The sequence below is a fragment of the Pseudomonas emilianonis genome, from assembly GCF_023072625.1.
Taxonomy (GTDB): domain Bacteria; phylum Pseudomonadota; class Gammaproteobacteria; order Pseudomonadales; family Pseudomonadaceae; genus Aquipseudomonas; species Aquipseudomonas paraveronii.
Window position 1 is genome coordinate 1 of the sequence record NZ_JAKNRV010000094.1, and the last position, 16,182, is coordinate 16,182.

A 16,182-nucleotide genomic window follows, 5' to 3' on the forward strand; every position below is an offset into this window, starting at 1 on the left:
TTTCACCTGGGTGCAGGATTTGGGGATCGCCGGTTTTCCGACGCTGCTGGCCGAGCGCAATGGCCAGTTGGCCTTGCTGACCAACGGCTACCAGCCGCTGTCCGCGCTGTCGCCGCTGCTCGCCCGCTGGCTGGAGCGAGCTGCCTGTGCCTGACCAGCCTGACGCCGAGCCCACCCACCACATTGATCGACTGACCTGGGCGGAAATACGCCGCCTGGCCTTGCGTCACAAAAAATCCCTGTGGGTCGCCAATGGTGTCGCCGTGCTGGCGACCCTGTGCAGCGTGCCCATCCCCCTGCTGTTGCCCCTGCTGGTTGACGAAGTGCTGCTGGGCCATGGCGATGCCGCGCTCAAGGTGATGAACCACGCGCTGCCCCTGGGCTGGCAGAAAGCTGCCGGTTATATCGGCCTGATGCTGCTGGTGACCCTGACCCTGCGCTGCGGTGCGCTGGTGTTCAACGTGGTGCAGGCGCGTTTGTTTGCGCGACTGGCCAAGGACATCGTCTACCGCATCCGGGTGCGCCTGATCGAGCGGCTCAAGCGCATTTCCCTCGGCGAGTACGAAAGCCTCGGCAGTGGCACCGTCACCACGCACCTGGTCACCGACCTGGATACGCTGGACAAATTCGTCGGCGAAACCCTCAGCCGTTTCCTGGTGGCCATGTTGACCCTGGTCGGCACCTCGGCGATTTTGGTGTGGATGCACTGGCAACTGGCGTTGCTGATCCTGCTGTTCAACCCGCTGGTGATCTATGCCACGGTGCAGTTGGGCAAGCGCGTCAAGCACCTGAAGAAACTCGAAAACGACAGCACCTCGCGCTTCACTCAGGCGTTGACCGAAACCCTCGACGCCATTCAGGAGGTCCGTGCGGGCAATCGCCAGGGCTTTTTCCTTGGCCGCCTCGGCCAGCGGGCCCGTGAAGTGCGTGACTATGCCATTCACTCCCAATGGAAAACCGACGCCTCCAGCCGCGCCAGCGGTTTGCTGTTCCAGTTCGGCATCGACATTTTTCGCGCGGCCGCCATGCTCACCGTGCTGTTTTCCGACCTGTCCATCGGCCAGATGCTCGCGGTGTTCAGCTACCTGTGGTTCATGATCGGCCCGGTGGAGCAGTTGCTGAACCTGCAATACGCCTACTACGCGGCGGGCGGGGCGCTGACGCGGATCAACGAGCTGCTGGCCCGTGCCGATGAGCCGCAATATGCCGGCGGCGCAGACCCGTTCACCGGGCGCGAAACGGTCGGTATTGACGTGCGTGGCCTGACGTTCGGCTATGGCGAAGACCGGGTGCTCGACCAGTTGAACCTCAGCATCGAGCCCGGTGAGAAGGTGGCGATTGTCGGCGCCAGCGGCGGTGGCAAAAGTACCCTGGTGCAACTGCTGCTGGGGTTGTACACACCGCAGGCGGGGAGTATTCGTTTCGGCGGTGCAACCCAGCAGGAAATCGGCCTGGAGACCATCCGCGAGCACGTCGCGGTGGTGCTGCAACACCCCGCGCTGTTCAACGACACCGTGCGTGCCAACCTGACCATGGGCCGCAATCGCAGTGACCAGGCCTGTTGGCAGGCGCTGGAAATCGCCCAGTTGGAGGCGACCGTCAAGGCCTTGCCCCTTGGCCTGGACAGTGTGGTGGGGCGCTCCGGCGTGCGCTTTTCTGGTGGCCAGCGCCAACGCCTGGCGATTGCGCGCATGGTCTTGGCCGAGCCCAAGGTGGTGATCCTGGACGAGGCGACCTCGGCCCTGGACGCTGCCACCGAGTACAACCTGCACCAGGCGCTGGCGCGGTTTCTCAGTGGGCGCACTACCCTGATCATTGCCCATCGACTCTCGGCGGTGAAACAAGCTGATCGGGTACTGGTGTTCGACGGTGGGCATATCGCCGAGGACGGTGACCATCAGCAACTGATCGCGGATGGCGGCCTATACGCCAAACTTTACGGACACTTGCAACAAGTGCGTTGATTTAGCCTACGCTGTGCTATCAGGAGCGGATGTCCGCGCGCGTATTTGGCTGTGCATGTGCAAGGGACTTCATGAAGCAGAAGCGGACTCTCGGAACGCCAAGGCTGTTGGGCATTGTCTGGCCCTTTATCGCCGTCGTATTGTTCCAAGTATTATTAGGTTGCATCAGTCTATATGTGCTTTCAGCGGTGCGCGTCTATGTGGCCGGCGAGAGTCTTTGGTCCAAGGGCCAGAAAGACGCCATCTACTATCTGACGCTGTACGCCGATAATCGCGACGAGGCCACCTACCTCAAATACCAACAAGCCATTGCCGTGCCCCAGGGCGGGCATGAGTTGCGTATCGCACTGGACCGCCCGGCCCCCGACCTCAACGCGGCGCGCCAGGGGATCATCAAGGGCGGCAACCACCCGGATGACGTCTCCAGTGTGATCTGGCTGTATCTCAACTTTCGCCATTTCAGTTACTTGGAAAAAGCCATCGAACGGTGGGCCGTGGGCGATGGCTATCTGGTCCAGCTGGACGACCTGGCCCAGGCGATGCACCGGGCGATCACCACCAGCCAGGTCCGTGATGACGATGTGCGGCAATGGAAGGCGCAAATATTTGCCATCAACGACGGCGTGACGCCGGCGGCAAAGGCGTTCAGCGATGCCCTGGGTGAAGGCTCGCGTTTCATCCTGCGGCTGTTGCTGATCACCAACCTGGCCACGGCACTGTGCCTGATCGCCCTGGCGCTGCTGCGTACCTATAAGTTGTTGACGCAGCGGCACGCCTTCGCCGATGCCCTGCAAGTGGAGAAGGAGCGGGCACAGATCACCCTGGAGTCGATCGGCGATGGCGTGATCACCACCGATGTCGATGGCGCCATTACCTACATGAACCCGGCCGCCGAGGCACTGACGCGTTGGACATCGGCCCGTGCCCAGGGCCAGCCCTTGGCGGCACTGTTCAACCTACTCGATGACGATGCCCAGCCCGATGCTTTCGCCCTGATCGAACACATCACCAAGGGCCACTTGAGTGGCGGCAGCGAACACTCCAAAACCATCCAGCGCCTGGACGGCAGTACCGTCTCGGTGACATTGGTGGGCGCGCCGATCCGCAGTGCCGGCAAAGTCAGCGGTGCGGTGCTGGTGCTGCACGACATGACCCAGGAACGGCAATACATCGCCAATCTTTCGTGGCAGGCGACCCATGACGCATTGACCGGCCTGGCCAACCGTCGTGAGTTCGAGTTCCGCTTGGAACAGGTGCTGCAACACGTCGGGCGTGAGCACAACGGGCGGCATGCCTTGATGTTCCTCGACCTGGACCAGTTCAAGCTGGTCAACGACACCTGCGGCCATGCGGCAGGCGACGAGCTGTTGCGGCATATCTGCGCACTGCTGCAATCGGATCTGCGGGACGGCGACACCCTGGCGCGCCTGGGCGGTGATGAGTTCGGTATCCTGCTGGAGAACTGCCCGGCGACGGCGGCGGAAAAAATCGCCGAAAGCCTGCGCCACACCGTGCAGAACCTGCATTTCGTGTGGAAGGGCCGGCCATTCATGACCACCGTTAGCATTGGCCTGGTGCATATTTCACAGATCCCGACCACCCTGGAAACGTCGCTGCGCGCCGCCGACATGGCCTGCTATATGGCCAAGGAAAAGGGCCGCAACCGCGTGCAGGTCTACCATCCCGACGACTCCGAACTGTCCCTGCGCTTCGGCGAGATGGCCTGGGTGCAACGCTTGCACATGGCTTTGGAAGAAAACCGCTTTTGCCTGTACTCGCAGGAAATCTCGCCCCTGGGGCACACCGACGCCGGCAGTGGGCACATTGAAATCCTGCTGCGGATGCACGACGAGTCCGGCCGGATCATCCTGCCCGACAGTTTTATTCCGGCCGCCGAACGTTACGGGTTGATGAGCTCCCTGGATCGCTGGGTGGTGGACAACGTGTTCAACCTCATTGCCCGCTGCATGCATGAGCGCCCGGGCCGGCCCATGGCTATGTGTGCGATTAATCTGTCAGGCATAACTATTGGTGATGACGCTTTTCTCGGTTTTTTACGCGAGAAGTTTGCGGCTTACAGTGTTCCGCCAGAAATGATTTGTTTTGAAATAACTGAAACCTGCGCTATTGCAAATTTAGGCAGCGCAATTCGCTTTATTAATGAACTCAAAGAGTTAGGTTGCCATTTCTCACTCGATGACTTCTGCGCCGGAATGTCCTCATTCGCTTATCTGAAACATTTACCTGTAGACTTCTTGAAGATCGATGGAAGTTTCGTAAAGGATATGCTGGACGACCCGATTAACCGCGCCATGGTCGAAGTGATCAACCACATCGGCCACGTCATGGGTAAACGCACAATTGCCGAGTTTGTTGAAACGCCGCACATCGAACAGGCTCTACTTGAGATCGGTGTGGATTACGCTCAGGGCTACGTGATTGAACGCCCGCAATTGTTTACCTTTGATAGCTTGCAGTGTCGACCTGTGCGGCCGCAGCCTCTGTTATTCAAGGCGCCCGGCACATTCCGCTGAAACATTTGCTGGTCTGTACAATCACACTTAAAAAGGAGCCTTACAGTGATCGACACCTTCAACAGAACCGGCCCGCTTATGGAAGCCTCGAGTTACCCCGCCTGGGCGCAGCAATTGATCCAGGGCTGTAGCGAAAGCAAGCGCCGAGTTGTCGAGCACGAACTGTATCAGCGCATGCGTGATAACACGCTGAGCGCCAAGACCATGCGCCAATACCTGATCGGTGGCTGGCCCGTGGTTGAACAGTTTGCCTTGTACATGGCACAGAACCTCACCAAGACCAAGTTTGCCCGTCATCCTGGTGAGGACATGGCGCGGCGTTGGCTGATGCGCAATATTCGGGTGGAATTGAACCACGCCGACTATTGGCTGCATTGGGCCGGCGCCCACGGCGTCAGCCTCGAAGAGCTGCAAGCACAAAACGTAGCGCCGGAACTGCACGCACTGAGTCATTGGTGCTGGCACACCAGTTCTGCCGATTCGTTGATCATCGCGATCGCCGCCACCAACTACGCCATCGAGGGCGCGACGGGGGAGTGGTCCGCGTTGGTGTGTTCCTCCGGCGTTTATGCCGCAGCCTTCCCAGAGGAAGACCGCAAGCGCGCAATGAAGTGGCTGAAGATGCATGCCCAGTACGACGATGCCCACCCTTGGGAAGCACTGGAAATCATTTGCACGTTGGCCGGCATGAACCCCAGCCGACAACTGCAGGCAGAGCTGCGCCAGGCCGTGTGCAAGAGTTACGACTACATGTACTTGTTCCTGGAAAGTTGCATGCGCCTGGAGAACGAAAAGCCTGCGACCGCGACTGTTCGCGAGCGCCTGGTGCGGGTCGCCAGCGAAGCGTGATGTAAAACGCGTGGCGGGGGTCTACCCCGCCATTGCCAAGCGGTTGCGACCTTCGCGCTTGGCCACATACAGGGCGCTGTCGGCCCGACGCAACAGGCTTTCGGCAGACTCGCCAGCCAACAACGTCGAGCAGCCCAGACTCACCGTCAGATCGATGCGTATGTCATCCGCCCAATATTCCTGGGTCTGTGCCGCTTGGCGCAGGCGCTCGCCGACGATCGCCGCCGCTTCCCGGCCGGTGTTGGAGAGCAGGACCAGAAACTCTTCCCCGCCAAACCGGAACACCATGTCCATATTGCGTAGCTGGCCCTTGATTGACGCGGCGACGGCGCGCAGTACCTTGTCGCCGACCGCATGGCCGTGAGTGTCGTTGACGCGTTTGAAGTGATCGATGTCGAGCATCAGCAGGGACAACGGGTTCGAGTGTCGCCGCGCCATGTCGATTTCGCGCTGCAGGGTCTGGTCCATGGCGATGCGGTTGCCGGTTTCGGTCAACGGGTCACGCAGGGCGCTGCGGGTGGCGGCGCGATAGAGCAGGGCGTTGCGCATCGGGTAGAGCAGGGTGGCGAGCAGGGATTCTAGCTGACCCAGTTCTTCTTCCATAAAGCGTTGGTTGCGACGGAATACCAGCTCGCCCAAATGTTCGCCTTCATGGCTCAAGGCGTAGCTCACCGAATGATGGCCGCGATGGCCGAATTCCAGGCGTAGGTCGCTGGGCTGATGGGCGTAGTGCATAGCGTCCAGGGGCACCAGGCGCTGGATCTCGCGAAAGAACAGGCCGAGGATGCGTTGCGGTTCCAGGCTGGTCTGCAATTGCAGGCCCAGTTGTTGGCGCAGTTGAACAACCGTGGTGGGGCGGTGCGGGAGAGAGGATGGCTGACCAAAGCCCAGGCGTTGCAATTTGGCACTGTCAAAGTCGATTGCGTGAGTCTGGGGCGGGGTTTTCATAAGCAGTCGGCCTCTAAGCACTTAGCTGTCTTACAGGCTCGATGAGAGTGGCGAGTGCCAAGCGTCTTACTGTTCCTTCAGTTCCGTAAAACATTGGAAACAGTTTAAACCGCTTTGCCAGGGGTTATAACCCCTGGGCACTGCCACACGTCTTGTCATCGCATAACCTGCTTGAAAGGGTTAGAGCGAGATTCATGCCACTTTGTTGCTTTTTAATAAAATCCTTATAAATCAAAGGGTATTCAGGAGGGCAAAAACAACCGCTGCAGCGCAATGTCAGTTATTTGGCAGGTTGATGGCAGCTTGATGGCAGTTTTACACGCCGTGCTGAACCAAGGTGCTCGGGTCGATCTGCTCAATCGATGTCACACCGGTCAGTGTCATGGCCACACGCATTTCCTTGGCGAAGATATCCAGCAGGTTTTCCACCCCGTGCTGGCCATCGGCGGCCAACGCATAGGCGGTCGAGCGTCCCAACAGACACGCCTTGGCGCCCAGGGCGAGCATGCGCACCACGTCGAGCCCGGAGCGAATGCCGGAATCCACCAGCACTGTCAGGTCGTCGCCTACCGCTTGGGCAATCGGCGGCAGTGCCTTGGCGGTTGAGAGCACGCCGTCCAATTGGCGGCCACCATGGTTGGAGACCACGATGCCATCGGCTCCGAAGCTCACCGCGTCCTTGGCGTCCTGCGGGTCTAGGATGCCCTTGATGATCATCGGGCCTTTCCAGAACTCACGTATCCACTCCAGGTCTTTCCAGCTGATCGACGGGTCGAAGTTGTTGGCCAGCCAGCCGACGTAATCTTCAAGGGTGGTGGGCTTGCCCAGGTACTTGGAGATATTGCCCAGGTCGTGCGGGCGGCCCATCACGCCAACATTCCATGCCCATTGTGGTTTGGTGACGGCCTGCAGCATCCGGCGCGCCGAGGCATACGGTCCGGACATGCCCGAGTGCGCATCCCGGTAACGTGCGCCCGGCGTCGGCATATCGACGGTGAACACCAGCGTCGTCACCCCGGCGGCCTGCGCCCGTTCCAGCGCATTGCGCATAAAGCCGCGGTCCTTGAGCACATAGAGCTGGAACCAGATCGACTGCGCGCTTTGCGACGCCACTTCCTCAATCGAGCACACCGACACTGTCGACAGGCAGAAGGGAATCCCCTTGTTGGCCGCCGCCTTGGCCGCCTGCACCTCGCCGCGCCGCGCGTACATGCCGGTCAAGCCCACTGGGCTGAGGATGATCGGCATGGCGTGTTCCTGACCGAACAACGTGGTCTTCAAACTCAGGCTATCCACGTTGCGCAGAATGCGCTGGCGCAGGCTGATCTCGGCCAGGTCCGAACTATTGGCGCGCATTGTGTGTTCGGCGTAGGCGCCACCGTCGATGTAGTCGAACAGGAAGCGCGGCAGCTTGCGCTTGGCTGCCGCACGGTAATCGGATGCCGACGAAATGATCATGAACAGTGTCTCCGCAGGGCAAAGGGTGATTACGGTAAGCAAACATCTGGCATGATAAAAACAACTTTTATCGCTAGCGTCCAGTCGCAAAAGGAATATCGATGAACCTGAGAACACTGCGTGTCTTCGTCGAGGTGGTGCGTCAGGGCGGGTTTTCCCAGGCGGCGCAGGTGGTGTCGCTGACCCAGTCGACGGTGAGCAAGGCGGTCAAGACCCTGGAGGACGAGCTGGGCGCGCCGCTGCTTAATCGCCTCGGCCACAAGAACGAACTTACCGCCGCCGGCGAAATTGCCTACCGCCGTGCCCTGGTGCTGCTCGCCGAGCGCAACGACCTGGTCGCCGAGATCAACGACCTGCGCGAGCTCAAGCGCGGCCTGCTGCGTATCGGCCTGCCGCCAGTGGGATGCGGCGTACTGTTCGCTTCTATGTTCGCGACCTACCGCAATCGCTACCCGGACATCGATATCGAACTCACCGAGCACGGCAGCAAAAAACTGCGCGAATGCCTGGAAGCCGGGGAGGTCGATCTGGCGGCCCTGCTGCTGCCGGTGGACGAAGGCTTCGACTACCAACCCGTGCGCAATGAGCCACTGATGGCCGTGCTGCCCATTAGCCATCCTCTCGCGCGGCGCAAGCGCATCGACTTCACCGACCTCGCGGATTCACCGTTCATTCTGTTCGAAGCCGGTTTTGCCCTGAACGCATTAATCCTCACCGCCTGCGAACGCAAAGGCGTGACGCCCAGGGTGACCGCCCGCAGCGGGCAGATCGACTTCATCGTCGACCTTGTGGCGGCAGGGCTGGGCGTCGCCTTCCTGCCACGCATGCTCGCGCTCAAGCACCAGCACGCCGGTATCGCCCTGATCCCCTTGGACGAATCCCACACCGACTGGCACATCGCCCTGGCCTGGCGCGCCAGCGCCCACCTGCCACCTGCAGCCCGGGCCTGGCTGGACTTGGCCAAGGAAATGGCCGTCGCGGGGTAGAGGCGCACGCCAATTGTCCGAATGCGCCCACCAGGCGCTACGGAGTGCTTGACTTATCCTTTTTAATCAGTAACATACGGCGAATTCCGCGATAGCTCAGTTGGTAGAGCAAATGACTGTTAATCATTGGGTCCCTGGTTCGAGTCCAGGTCGTGGAGCCAGACATTGAGAAAAGCCTGCAGAGATGCAGGCTTTTTTCGTTCAGGGCGATTTTCCTGAGCATCATCTTATAGCGTGACTTTTATGAAGCTGCCTCTAATCTTTCGATTCAGAGGCAAGCAGTATGAAAATCGCGGCAATCGTTTCAACCAAGGGCGGACCGGGTAAAACCACGGTAGGCGCCAATCTAGGCGCGTTCTGCGCCGATGCAGGTCTTCGAACCCTACTTATTGATCTTGATAACCAGCCATCGTTGTCGTCGTTCTACGCGCTATCGCATGAAGCGCCAGGCGGCACCTATCAACTGATCGCGAATAATGAGACCCGGGCAGACCAGATCATCTCCCAGACCTGCATTCCCAATCTCTCGCTGATTCACTCGAATGACCCGTTCAACCAGTTGAGCAATCTGCTTTTGCACGCAGCTGACGGCCGTCTTCGTCTCAAAAATTTGATGCTGGCTTTTGAGGGCGACTTTGATCTGATTTTGATCGACACCCAAGGCGCGCGCTCCATCCTCTTGGAGATGGCGTTATTGGGCGCCCAAATGGCTATTTCCCCCATCACGCCGGATATGTTGACTGCTCGAGAGTTTCACCGCGGAATGCTCCAGCTCTACCGGGATCTTGAGCCATTGGCAGCACTTGGTGCTGTGACGCCCCCCCTGAATGTGGTGATCAACAAGCTTGACGCAACGAACGATGCAAGTCTGATTTATCAATCTTTAGCCGAGACCTTTTCAGACCATCCCCAGGTTCAGATGGTCCGCACGACAATCCCGGCGGCGGTGAGTTTTCGTCGTGCCGCCACCGAAGGTATTCCCGCTCACCGATTGGAGTATCGGCTTCCCACACACCGCCGCTCACCAACCGCGTTCAAGGTCATCAAAGACCTCTCCATGGAGCTGTTTCCCGAGTGGCGTTTGAAGTTTGAAACGCTGAGTGAGGAACGCCTGAGCCAGAACGTGTCGTTGATATCGAAGAGGGCGACCCTGGGGAGAGCGGCAGTATGAGCGCGCTTGATTTTGCCCCACCTCATTCAGTTGCGCGCAAACTCCAAACGGTAACAATTAACGCTCTACAATCCTTGCCGATTTGCGATACCTGTAGCCCCACGATTGCCGAGAGGCATCGTTTTGAAAATGGATTGTCATGAGTAACTGCACAAGGATTTGCTGTGTGATTGCCTGTGTATTGGGCGTTTTCAATCCGGTACTGGCCGAAGATCAGCTTCGGCGCGCAGACCTGATGAGTGTTTACCAGCAAGCAGCCATTAACGATGCAAAGCTTTCCGCCGCCCGACACGCGTTCGGTGCGCAACGTGAGGCTATCCCTCAAGCGCGAGCGGGGTTACTTCCCACCCTCAGCGCTGGCGGGTCGGTGGAAGCGGTGCGACTGGAACGCGACCAACCTTCGTTGACGCGTACCCGTAATCAAAAAGTATTCCAAGCCAATTTAAATCAACCGGTGTTCCGGCTTGATCGCTGGTTTGCGCTTGAAGCATCGCAGGCGAGTACCGCTCAGGCAGAACTGGAGCTGTCGGCAAAAGAGCAGGAATTGATGTTAAGCGCTGCGCAGGCTTACTTTGAAACGCTGCGCGCACAGGATTTATTGGCTGCATCCAAGGCTGAAGAGGCAGCGTTGCTGCGTCAGCAGCAGCAAGCGCAGGCTCGTTTGGACAATGGCGCTTCAAGCATTACCGATTTACTGGATGCGCAGGCTGCCTTCGACACGGCCACCGCTAATCGCAAGCTGGCTGAGCGAAAAGTGGAGGATGCCTTCGAGGGGCTTTCTCGACTGACGAAACAGCGCTATTCGTCCATTGAGGCGATTGCGCATCAACTTCCCATAGAAACGCCTCAGCCCAATGACCCAAATGTGTGGGTCGGCTGGGCTGTGCAACAAAATCTTGCATTGTTGGCGAGCAATTATGCCGTCGCCGCCGCCGAGCATACGCGTAGCCAACGCAAGGCGGGTTTTGCGCCGACGCTGGATGCGGTGGTCTCCTATCGCAAAGGCGATAACGACAATTTCGGCTACAGCAATCCCACGGACTTTGGGCGTTCCGGCTATTACGGCGACGTCGCGCAACGCAGTGTGGGGCTTGAGTTGAATATTCCGCTGTACTCGGGTGGTTCTACGCGTTCCCAGGTGCGTGAAGCCACCGAGCGTCTGGCACAGAGCGAGGATGAGCGCGAAGACCAACGGCGTGAAGTCGTGCTGAACGTGCGTAATTTGCACCGCGCCGTCAACTCCGATACCGAGCAAGTGATCGCGAGACGCCAGACTATCTTGTCCAGCCAGGCGTCTGTTAAAGCCAACCAGGTTGGGCGTGAACTGGGCTCACGCAATACGGCCGACGTGCTCAATGCCCAGCGTCAACTCTACAACGCGGTCAGGGATTACAACAACGCACGCTACGACTACATCATCAACACGTTGAAACTCAAACAGGCCGCTGGGACGCTGAGTCCAGCCGATCTCTCCAGCCTGGCTATGTACCTGACTAAAAACTACGACGCCGATAGAGACTTTCTGCCGGTTGATGCACGAAATCAGCGTTAATCAAGGTGCGCACTTCAAGCTTCCACAAGACCCCACTGTCACACAACCACCATGAATCTGGCGTAGATGTGTGCTGCACTTTTTGATTGAACACTTTTGAACTGGCATGGATGCGCTATGAGCGAACAAGGCTCACATACGGAATTACCTTTAGACACGGGGCTGGCCTGTTTGGTGGTGCTGGCGCGCCTGCATGACATTGCGGTGAGTGCCGAGCAGTTGGCTCACGAATTTGGCCCCGAAGGCCGCTCTTGTGCAAAACAGGAATTGCTATTGGCGGCGATGAAGTCGGGCCTCAAGGCCAAGGCTATCCGCACGACGACGGGGCGCCTCAACCAAACCCCACTTCCGGCGATTGCGACAGACCTTGACGGCACCTTCTTTATCATTGCCAGGGTCGACCAGGGAAAGGCGCTGATTCACGATCCCCGTCAGGCGCGTGCCGAAGTCATCGACTATGAAACGTTGCAGTTACGATGGACCGGCGAGTTGATTCTCCTGCGATCCGAAACGGGGTCGTCCAATCAACCTTCTCGGTTTGATTTCACCTGGTTTATTCCAGCCATCATCAAGTACCGCAAGTTGCTCGGTGAAGTGCTGTTGGTGTCGTTCGTACTTCAAGTGTTTGCGCTACTGACGCCACTGTTTTTCCAGGTGGTGATGGACAAGGTATTGGTCCATAACGGACTGACGACTCTGGACGTGGTTGCCACCGGATTACTGGGCATTATGATTTTCGAGTCGGCCTTGAGTGGCCTGCGCACTTACCTGTTTGCCCACACCGCCAGCCGCATTGATGTCGAGCTGGGTTCGCGGCTGTTCCGTCATTTGGTCAATCTGCCCTTGGCGTACTTTCAAGCTCGGCGGGTTGGGGACTCCGTGGCCAGGGTGCGTGAGCTCGAAAACATCCGCAGCTTCCTCACCGGCAACGCCATTACGGTGGTGCTCGATGTGCTGTTCTCAGTGGTTTTTATTGCTGTGATGTTCTACTACAGCGCGTGGCTGACCTTGATTGTCCTGTTGTCGCTGCCCTTGTATTTCTTGGTATCGCTGATAGTTACACCCGTCCTGCGTGCGCGTTTGCAGGATAGCTTTGCACGCGGTGCGGAAAACCAGGCATTTCTGGTCGAGACCGTGAATGGCATCGATACGGTGAAGTCCATGGCGGTTGAACCTCAGGTCGTCCGCAAATGGGAGGATCAGATTGCTGGCTACGTTGCCGCAGGTTTCAAGACCCAAAACCTGTCGGCGATTGCCAACGAGAGTGTGTCCTTTATTGGAAAACTGGTCACGGTAGCGACGCTTTGGATGGGCGCACGCCTGGTGATTGACGGTCAATTGACGGTGGGCGCACTGATAGCGTTCAACATGATGGCCGGCAGGGTCTCCCAACCGATTATGCGTCTGGCGCAGCTCTGGACCAGTTTTCAGCAGACCGGCGTTTCTGTGCAGCGCCTGGGGGATATTCTGAACTCGCGCACGGAAATGGCTCAGGCGGCGCGCAGTGCGCTACCACCGTTGAAAGGTCATATTGAATTTGACCAAGTGCATTTCCGGTATCGGGTGGATGGCTCTGAAGTCTTGCGCGGTATCAGCGTGCAGATCGAGGCAGGGCAAGTCATTGGCGTGGTGGGGCGTTCGGGCTCTGGAAAGAGCACGCTGACGCGTTTACTCCAGCGCTTGTATGTTCCGGAACGTGGGCGAGTACTGGTCGACGGCATGGATCTGGCGTTGGCCGATGTGTCGTCGTTGCGCAGGCAGATTGGTGTGGTGCTCCAAGACAACATGCTGTTCAACCGCAGCATTCGCGAAAACATCGCACTCACAGACCCCGGTATCGCGTTGGAGTCGGTCATGCAGGCCGCACAGATGGCCGGCGCCCACGAGTTCATCCTGGAACTGCCTGAAGGCTACGACACCGTGGTCGGGGAGCACGGGGCCTCCTTGTCTGGCGGCCAGCGTCAACGAATCGCCATCGCTCGCGCGTTGATCGGCAACCCGCGCATCCTGATTTTCGACGAAGCCACCAGCGCGTTGGACTATGAGTCGGAGCGCGTCATTCAGCAGAACATGCAAAGCATTTGCGCTGGTCGCACCGTCATCATCATTGCGCATCGGCTGTCCGCAGTGCGTGACGCCCACCGCATTCTGGTGGTGGACCGCGGACAAATTGTCGAGCAGGGATCCCATGCTGAATTGTTAGCACATCAGGCAGGACATTACTCACGCCTGCACCGCATGCAACAAGGATAAAAACAGGGCAGGGAGATAGTCAGCATGGCATTGGCACTGCTACAGCGTTATCGGCAAGTCTGGAGAGAGTCCTGGGGCCAGCGCAAGAGGATGGAAACGCCCAAGCGATTACCCCATGAGCTGGCGTTTATGCCGGCCGCTTTGACCTTGCAGGACAGCCCGGCGCATCCGGCCCCGCGAGTCTTCGTCTGGGGGATCGTGCTGTTTTTTGTCCTGGCGCTTGCCTGGGCTTACTTTGGAACCATCGAAGTGGTGGCCGTCGCCCCCGGGAAAATAGTCCCCAGTGGTAAAACCAAGCTGATCCAATCCAGCGAAACTGCGGTGGTCAAGGCGATCCACGTCAGTGACGGGCAGCGTGTGCAAGTGGGTGAGGTGCTGATCGAACTGGATGCGACTTCGGCTGATACTGAGGTACGACGCACGCAGGGTGACTTATTGGCAGCGCGTATTGATCGCGCCCGTAGTACGGCGATGCTGAAGGCTATCGAGCACCAGCAAGAGCCGATGCTGGCGCGTGACAGCCTGGTGGAGGTCAGCCCCGAGCAGACGCTGAGAGCTCAGCGCTGGTTGCAAGGGCAATATCAGGAGTATCGAAGCCAGTTGGCGCTGGCAGACGCTGAGATTCTGCAGCGCACTGCGGACATCCAGGCTGCGCAGGTGCAGGTGGCGAGCTTGCGTCAGGCGTTGCCGATCGCGACCCAGTTGGCTGAGGACTATCAACGCTTGCTAGCCCAGCAATATGTTGCCCGCCATGAGTACCTGCAAAAGGAACAAGCACGCTTGGATGTGTTGCGCCAACTGAGTGTGCAACAGGCCAGCGTATTGCAATCCACGGCAGCCCGGGGCGAAGCACAACGTAGACGCGAAGGCGTGGTGGCGCAGACTCGACGCGCCATGCTGGATCTGCAACAAGAGGCTGTCCAGAAGGAAGCGAGCCTGGTTCAGCTACTGACCAAGGCCCGCTATCAAGAAACCCTTACCCAGCTCAAGGCGTCGGTAGCTGGCACTGTCCAGCAACTGGCGGTGCATACCGTGGGTGGTGTGGTAACGCCAGCGCAGGCATTGATGGTCATCGTGCCTACCGACCAGCCCGTTGAAGTGGAAGCCCTGCTGGAAAACAAGGATGTGGGTTTTGTCCGCGCCGGCCAGGCGGTGACGGTTAAGGTGGAAACCTTCACCTTCACCCGTTATGGCACCGTTGAAGGGGAGGTGATCGGGGTGTCCAACGATGCGATAGACGATGAAAAACGTGGGCCCGTCTACAGCAGTCGGATTCGACTGAAAGAAGATTATTTGAATATCAAGGGAGAGCGCGTTGCGCTGTCTCCGGGTATGTCGGTGACGGCGGAGGTCAAGACGGATCAGCGTCGGGTGCTGGATTACTTCCTGAGCCCTTTGCGCCAGCATGTTCAGGAGAGTTTGAGAGAGCGCTAGGCGGACTATTTTCATGGATGGGGTTCGGTCTGGCGCGGTTCAAACCGTCATAGGTTCAGGCCCTCACGTTCGATGGGGTAATTGATCATGATTTGGATGGTCGGATTGGAAGAAATTTTATGCGCGTAAATCGTTTTTTTTTGCGCCGAAATCTGAACAGGTTTTTCTTTGTTTTCTGGCAGGCCTTAAGGGGCGTGGCGGCAGTTATGTTGCTGTGTTTGATCGCTATGTTGGCAGTTGCAGTTTTTACTGCGCAATTTGAAGTTCGAGATAGCGTTCAGATGGGGGCAGACTCTTCATCAGGTAATCGTCCGGGTTGGGTATGCGGGAAAATATCGGGAAACGTGATAGAAGTTCCCAGAAGTGCGGTCTTGTTCTGGCCAGAATACGAAGGGAAAAGTACTTGGGAGAAGGGATTTACTGAGAACAAAAAAGGCTGTGATGCTAATTTTACTTCGTTATCAATGCCCCTCACATGGCCAGATTTTTCATCTGTTAGTACTGATGAATATACGCGGATTCCATACGGTGAGTTTCAAGGCTTGGTGCTGACTCTTGAGCCTACTACTGCCACGCATGATGATCTTGATTATATGATGCGAAATGTTTGGGAGACTAATCCAGTCGATGTGGAAAAAGTTAGTGGTTATGAGGAGTCGCTGGGTTTATATTTTAAAGATAGAGAGTACCGGTTTTATCCGGAAATCATAGATCGTTATTATTGGCAGCGCAGTGCGGGAAAAGTGCCAGTGGTATTCTCCTGTCGCCGACAGAAAGTTAAAAAGGAATTTTCCATATGTACGGGCTATTTTGTAATTGAAAAAATAGGTGCGCTGGCGAAGATTGATATTGCTCCGAGCAAACTCAAAGAGTGGCCGGCGATTGTAAGCGCCACGACCGACTTTGTCCTCTCAAAAGTAAAATGATAAGTACTAAGGAGTTGTGATGCCTCAAGCGCTAAGTAAAGTGGAGCTGGATAGAGCCGAAGCGCTTCTAGAGTCGGCCGGTCCGAGTGCGATGTATGAGTATCTGG

Annotated in this window: 11 protein-coding genes, 1 tRNA gene and 1 pseudogene; 11 read left to right on the forward strand and 2 right to left on the reverse strand. The window is 57.8% G+C overall.

The window, feature by feature from the left end; genetic code table 11:
- From L9Z73_RS12290 to L9Z73_RS12305, 4 genes and pseudogenes are all read left to right on the forward strand, one after another.
- Window positions 1-154 (forward strand): annotated as a pseudogene (locus tag L9Z73_RS12290) (DsbA family protein); the annotation flags it as partial.
- Window positions 147-1,964: an ABC transporter ATP-binding protein gene (locus L9Z73_RS12295; protein ID WP_426102645.1), complete on the forward strand. Its 1,818-nt coding sequence runs from the start codon at window positions 147-149 to the stop codon at window positions 1,962-1,964. The pseudogene L9Z73_RS12290 and the gene L9Z73_RS12295, both read left to right, overlap by 8 nt.
- 71 nt (window positions 1,965-2,035) lie before the next feature.
- Window positions 2,036-4,498 carry an EAL domain-containing protein gene (locus tag L9Z73_RS12300; RefSeq protein ID WP_247400946.1) on the forward strand — a complete coding sequence of 821 codons (2,463 nt, stop codon included), beginning with the start codon at window positions 2,036-2,038 and terminating at the stop codon, window positions 4,496-4,498.
- Between the two features lie 78 nt (window positions 4,499-4,576).
- On the forward strand, window positions 4,577-5,347 hold the full coding sequence (locus L9Z73_RS12305) for a TenA family transcriptional regulator (RefSeq protein WP_282598604.1): 771 nt from the start codon (window positions 4,577-4,579) through the stop codon (window positions 5,345-5,347).
- A gap of 21 nt (window positions 5,348-5,368) precedes the next feature.
- On the opposite strand, the gene L9Z73_RS12310 is transcribed toward L9Z73_RS12305, so the two are convergent.
- Together L9Z73_RS12310 and lldD are read right to left on the reverse strand one after the other, a co-directional pair.
- The gene (locus L9Z73_RS12310; RefSeq protein ID WP_247400966.1) at window positions 5,369-6,295 is read right to left on the reverse strand and encodes a GGDEF domain-containing protein; all 927 of its coding nucleotides are present in this window, start codon (window positions 6,293-6,295) and stop codon (window positions 5,369-5,371) included.
- 315 nt (window positions 6,296-6,610) lie between these two features.
- Window positions 6,611-7,753 carry an FMN-dependent L-lactate dehydrogenase LldD gene (lldD, locus tag L9Z73_RS12315; protein ID WP_247401013.1) on the reverse strand — a complete coding sequence of 381 codons (1,143 nt, stop codon included), beginning with the start codon at window positions 7,751-7,753 and terminating at the stop codon, window positions 6,611-6,613.
- Between the two features lie 101 nt (window positions 7,754-7,854).
- On the opposite strand from lldD, the gene L9Z73_RS12320 reads away from it, so the two are divergent.
- The 7 genes from L9Z73_RS12320 (at window position 7,855) to L9Z73_RS12350 (ending at window position 16,075) form a co-directional block, all read left to right on the forward strand.
- Complete coding sequence (locus L9Z73_RS12320; RefSeq protein ID WP_247401015.1) at window positions 7,855-8,739, forward strand: LysR family transcriptional regulator; 885 nt, start codon at window positions 7,855-7,857, stop codon at window positions 8,737-8,739.
- An 85-nt stretch (window positions 8,740-8,824) separates the two neighbouring features.
- A tRNA-Asn gene (locus L9Z73_RS12325) sits at window positions 8,825-8,900 on the forward strand.
- 122 nt (window positions 8,901-9,022) lie between these two features.
- The gene (locus L9Z73_RS12330; RefSeq protein ID WP_247401018.1) at window positions 9,023-9,910 is read left to right on the forward strand and encodes a ParA family protein; all 888 of its coding nucleotides are present in this window, start codon (window positions 9,023-9,025) and stop codon (window positions 9,908-9,910) included.
- A gap of 139 nt (window positions 9,911-10,049) precedes the next feature.
- A complete protein-coding gene (locus tag L9Z73_RS12335) occupies window positions 10,050-11,462 on the forward strand; it encodes a TolC family outer membrane protein (protein ID WP_282598602.1) in 1,413 nt (470 codons plus the stop codon).
- A gap of 117 nt (window positions 11,463-11,579) precedes the next feature.
- A complete protein-coding gene (locus L9Z73_RS12340) occupies window positions 11,580-13,715 on the forward strand; it encodes a type I secretion system permease/ATPase (RefSeq protein ID WP_247401038.1) in 2,136 nt (711 codons plus the stop codon).
- Between the two features lie 24 nt (window positions 13,716-13,739).
- Entirely contained in the window at window positions 13,740-15,149 is a 1,410-nt protein-coding gene (locus L9Z73_RS12345; RefSeq protein WP_247401041.1) for an HlyD family type I secretion periplasmic adaptor subunit, read from the forward strand.
- 119 nt (window positions 15,150-15,268) lie between these two features.
- Window positions 15,269-16,075, forward strand: a complete 807-nt coding sequence (locus L9Z73_RS12350) for a hypothetical protein (RefSeq protein ID WP_247401043.1) — start codon at window positions 15,269-15,271, stop codon at window positions 16,073-16,075.
- The last annotated feature ends 107 nt before the right edge of the window (window positions 16,076-16,182 follow it).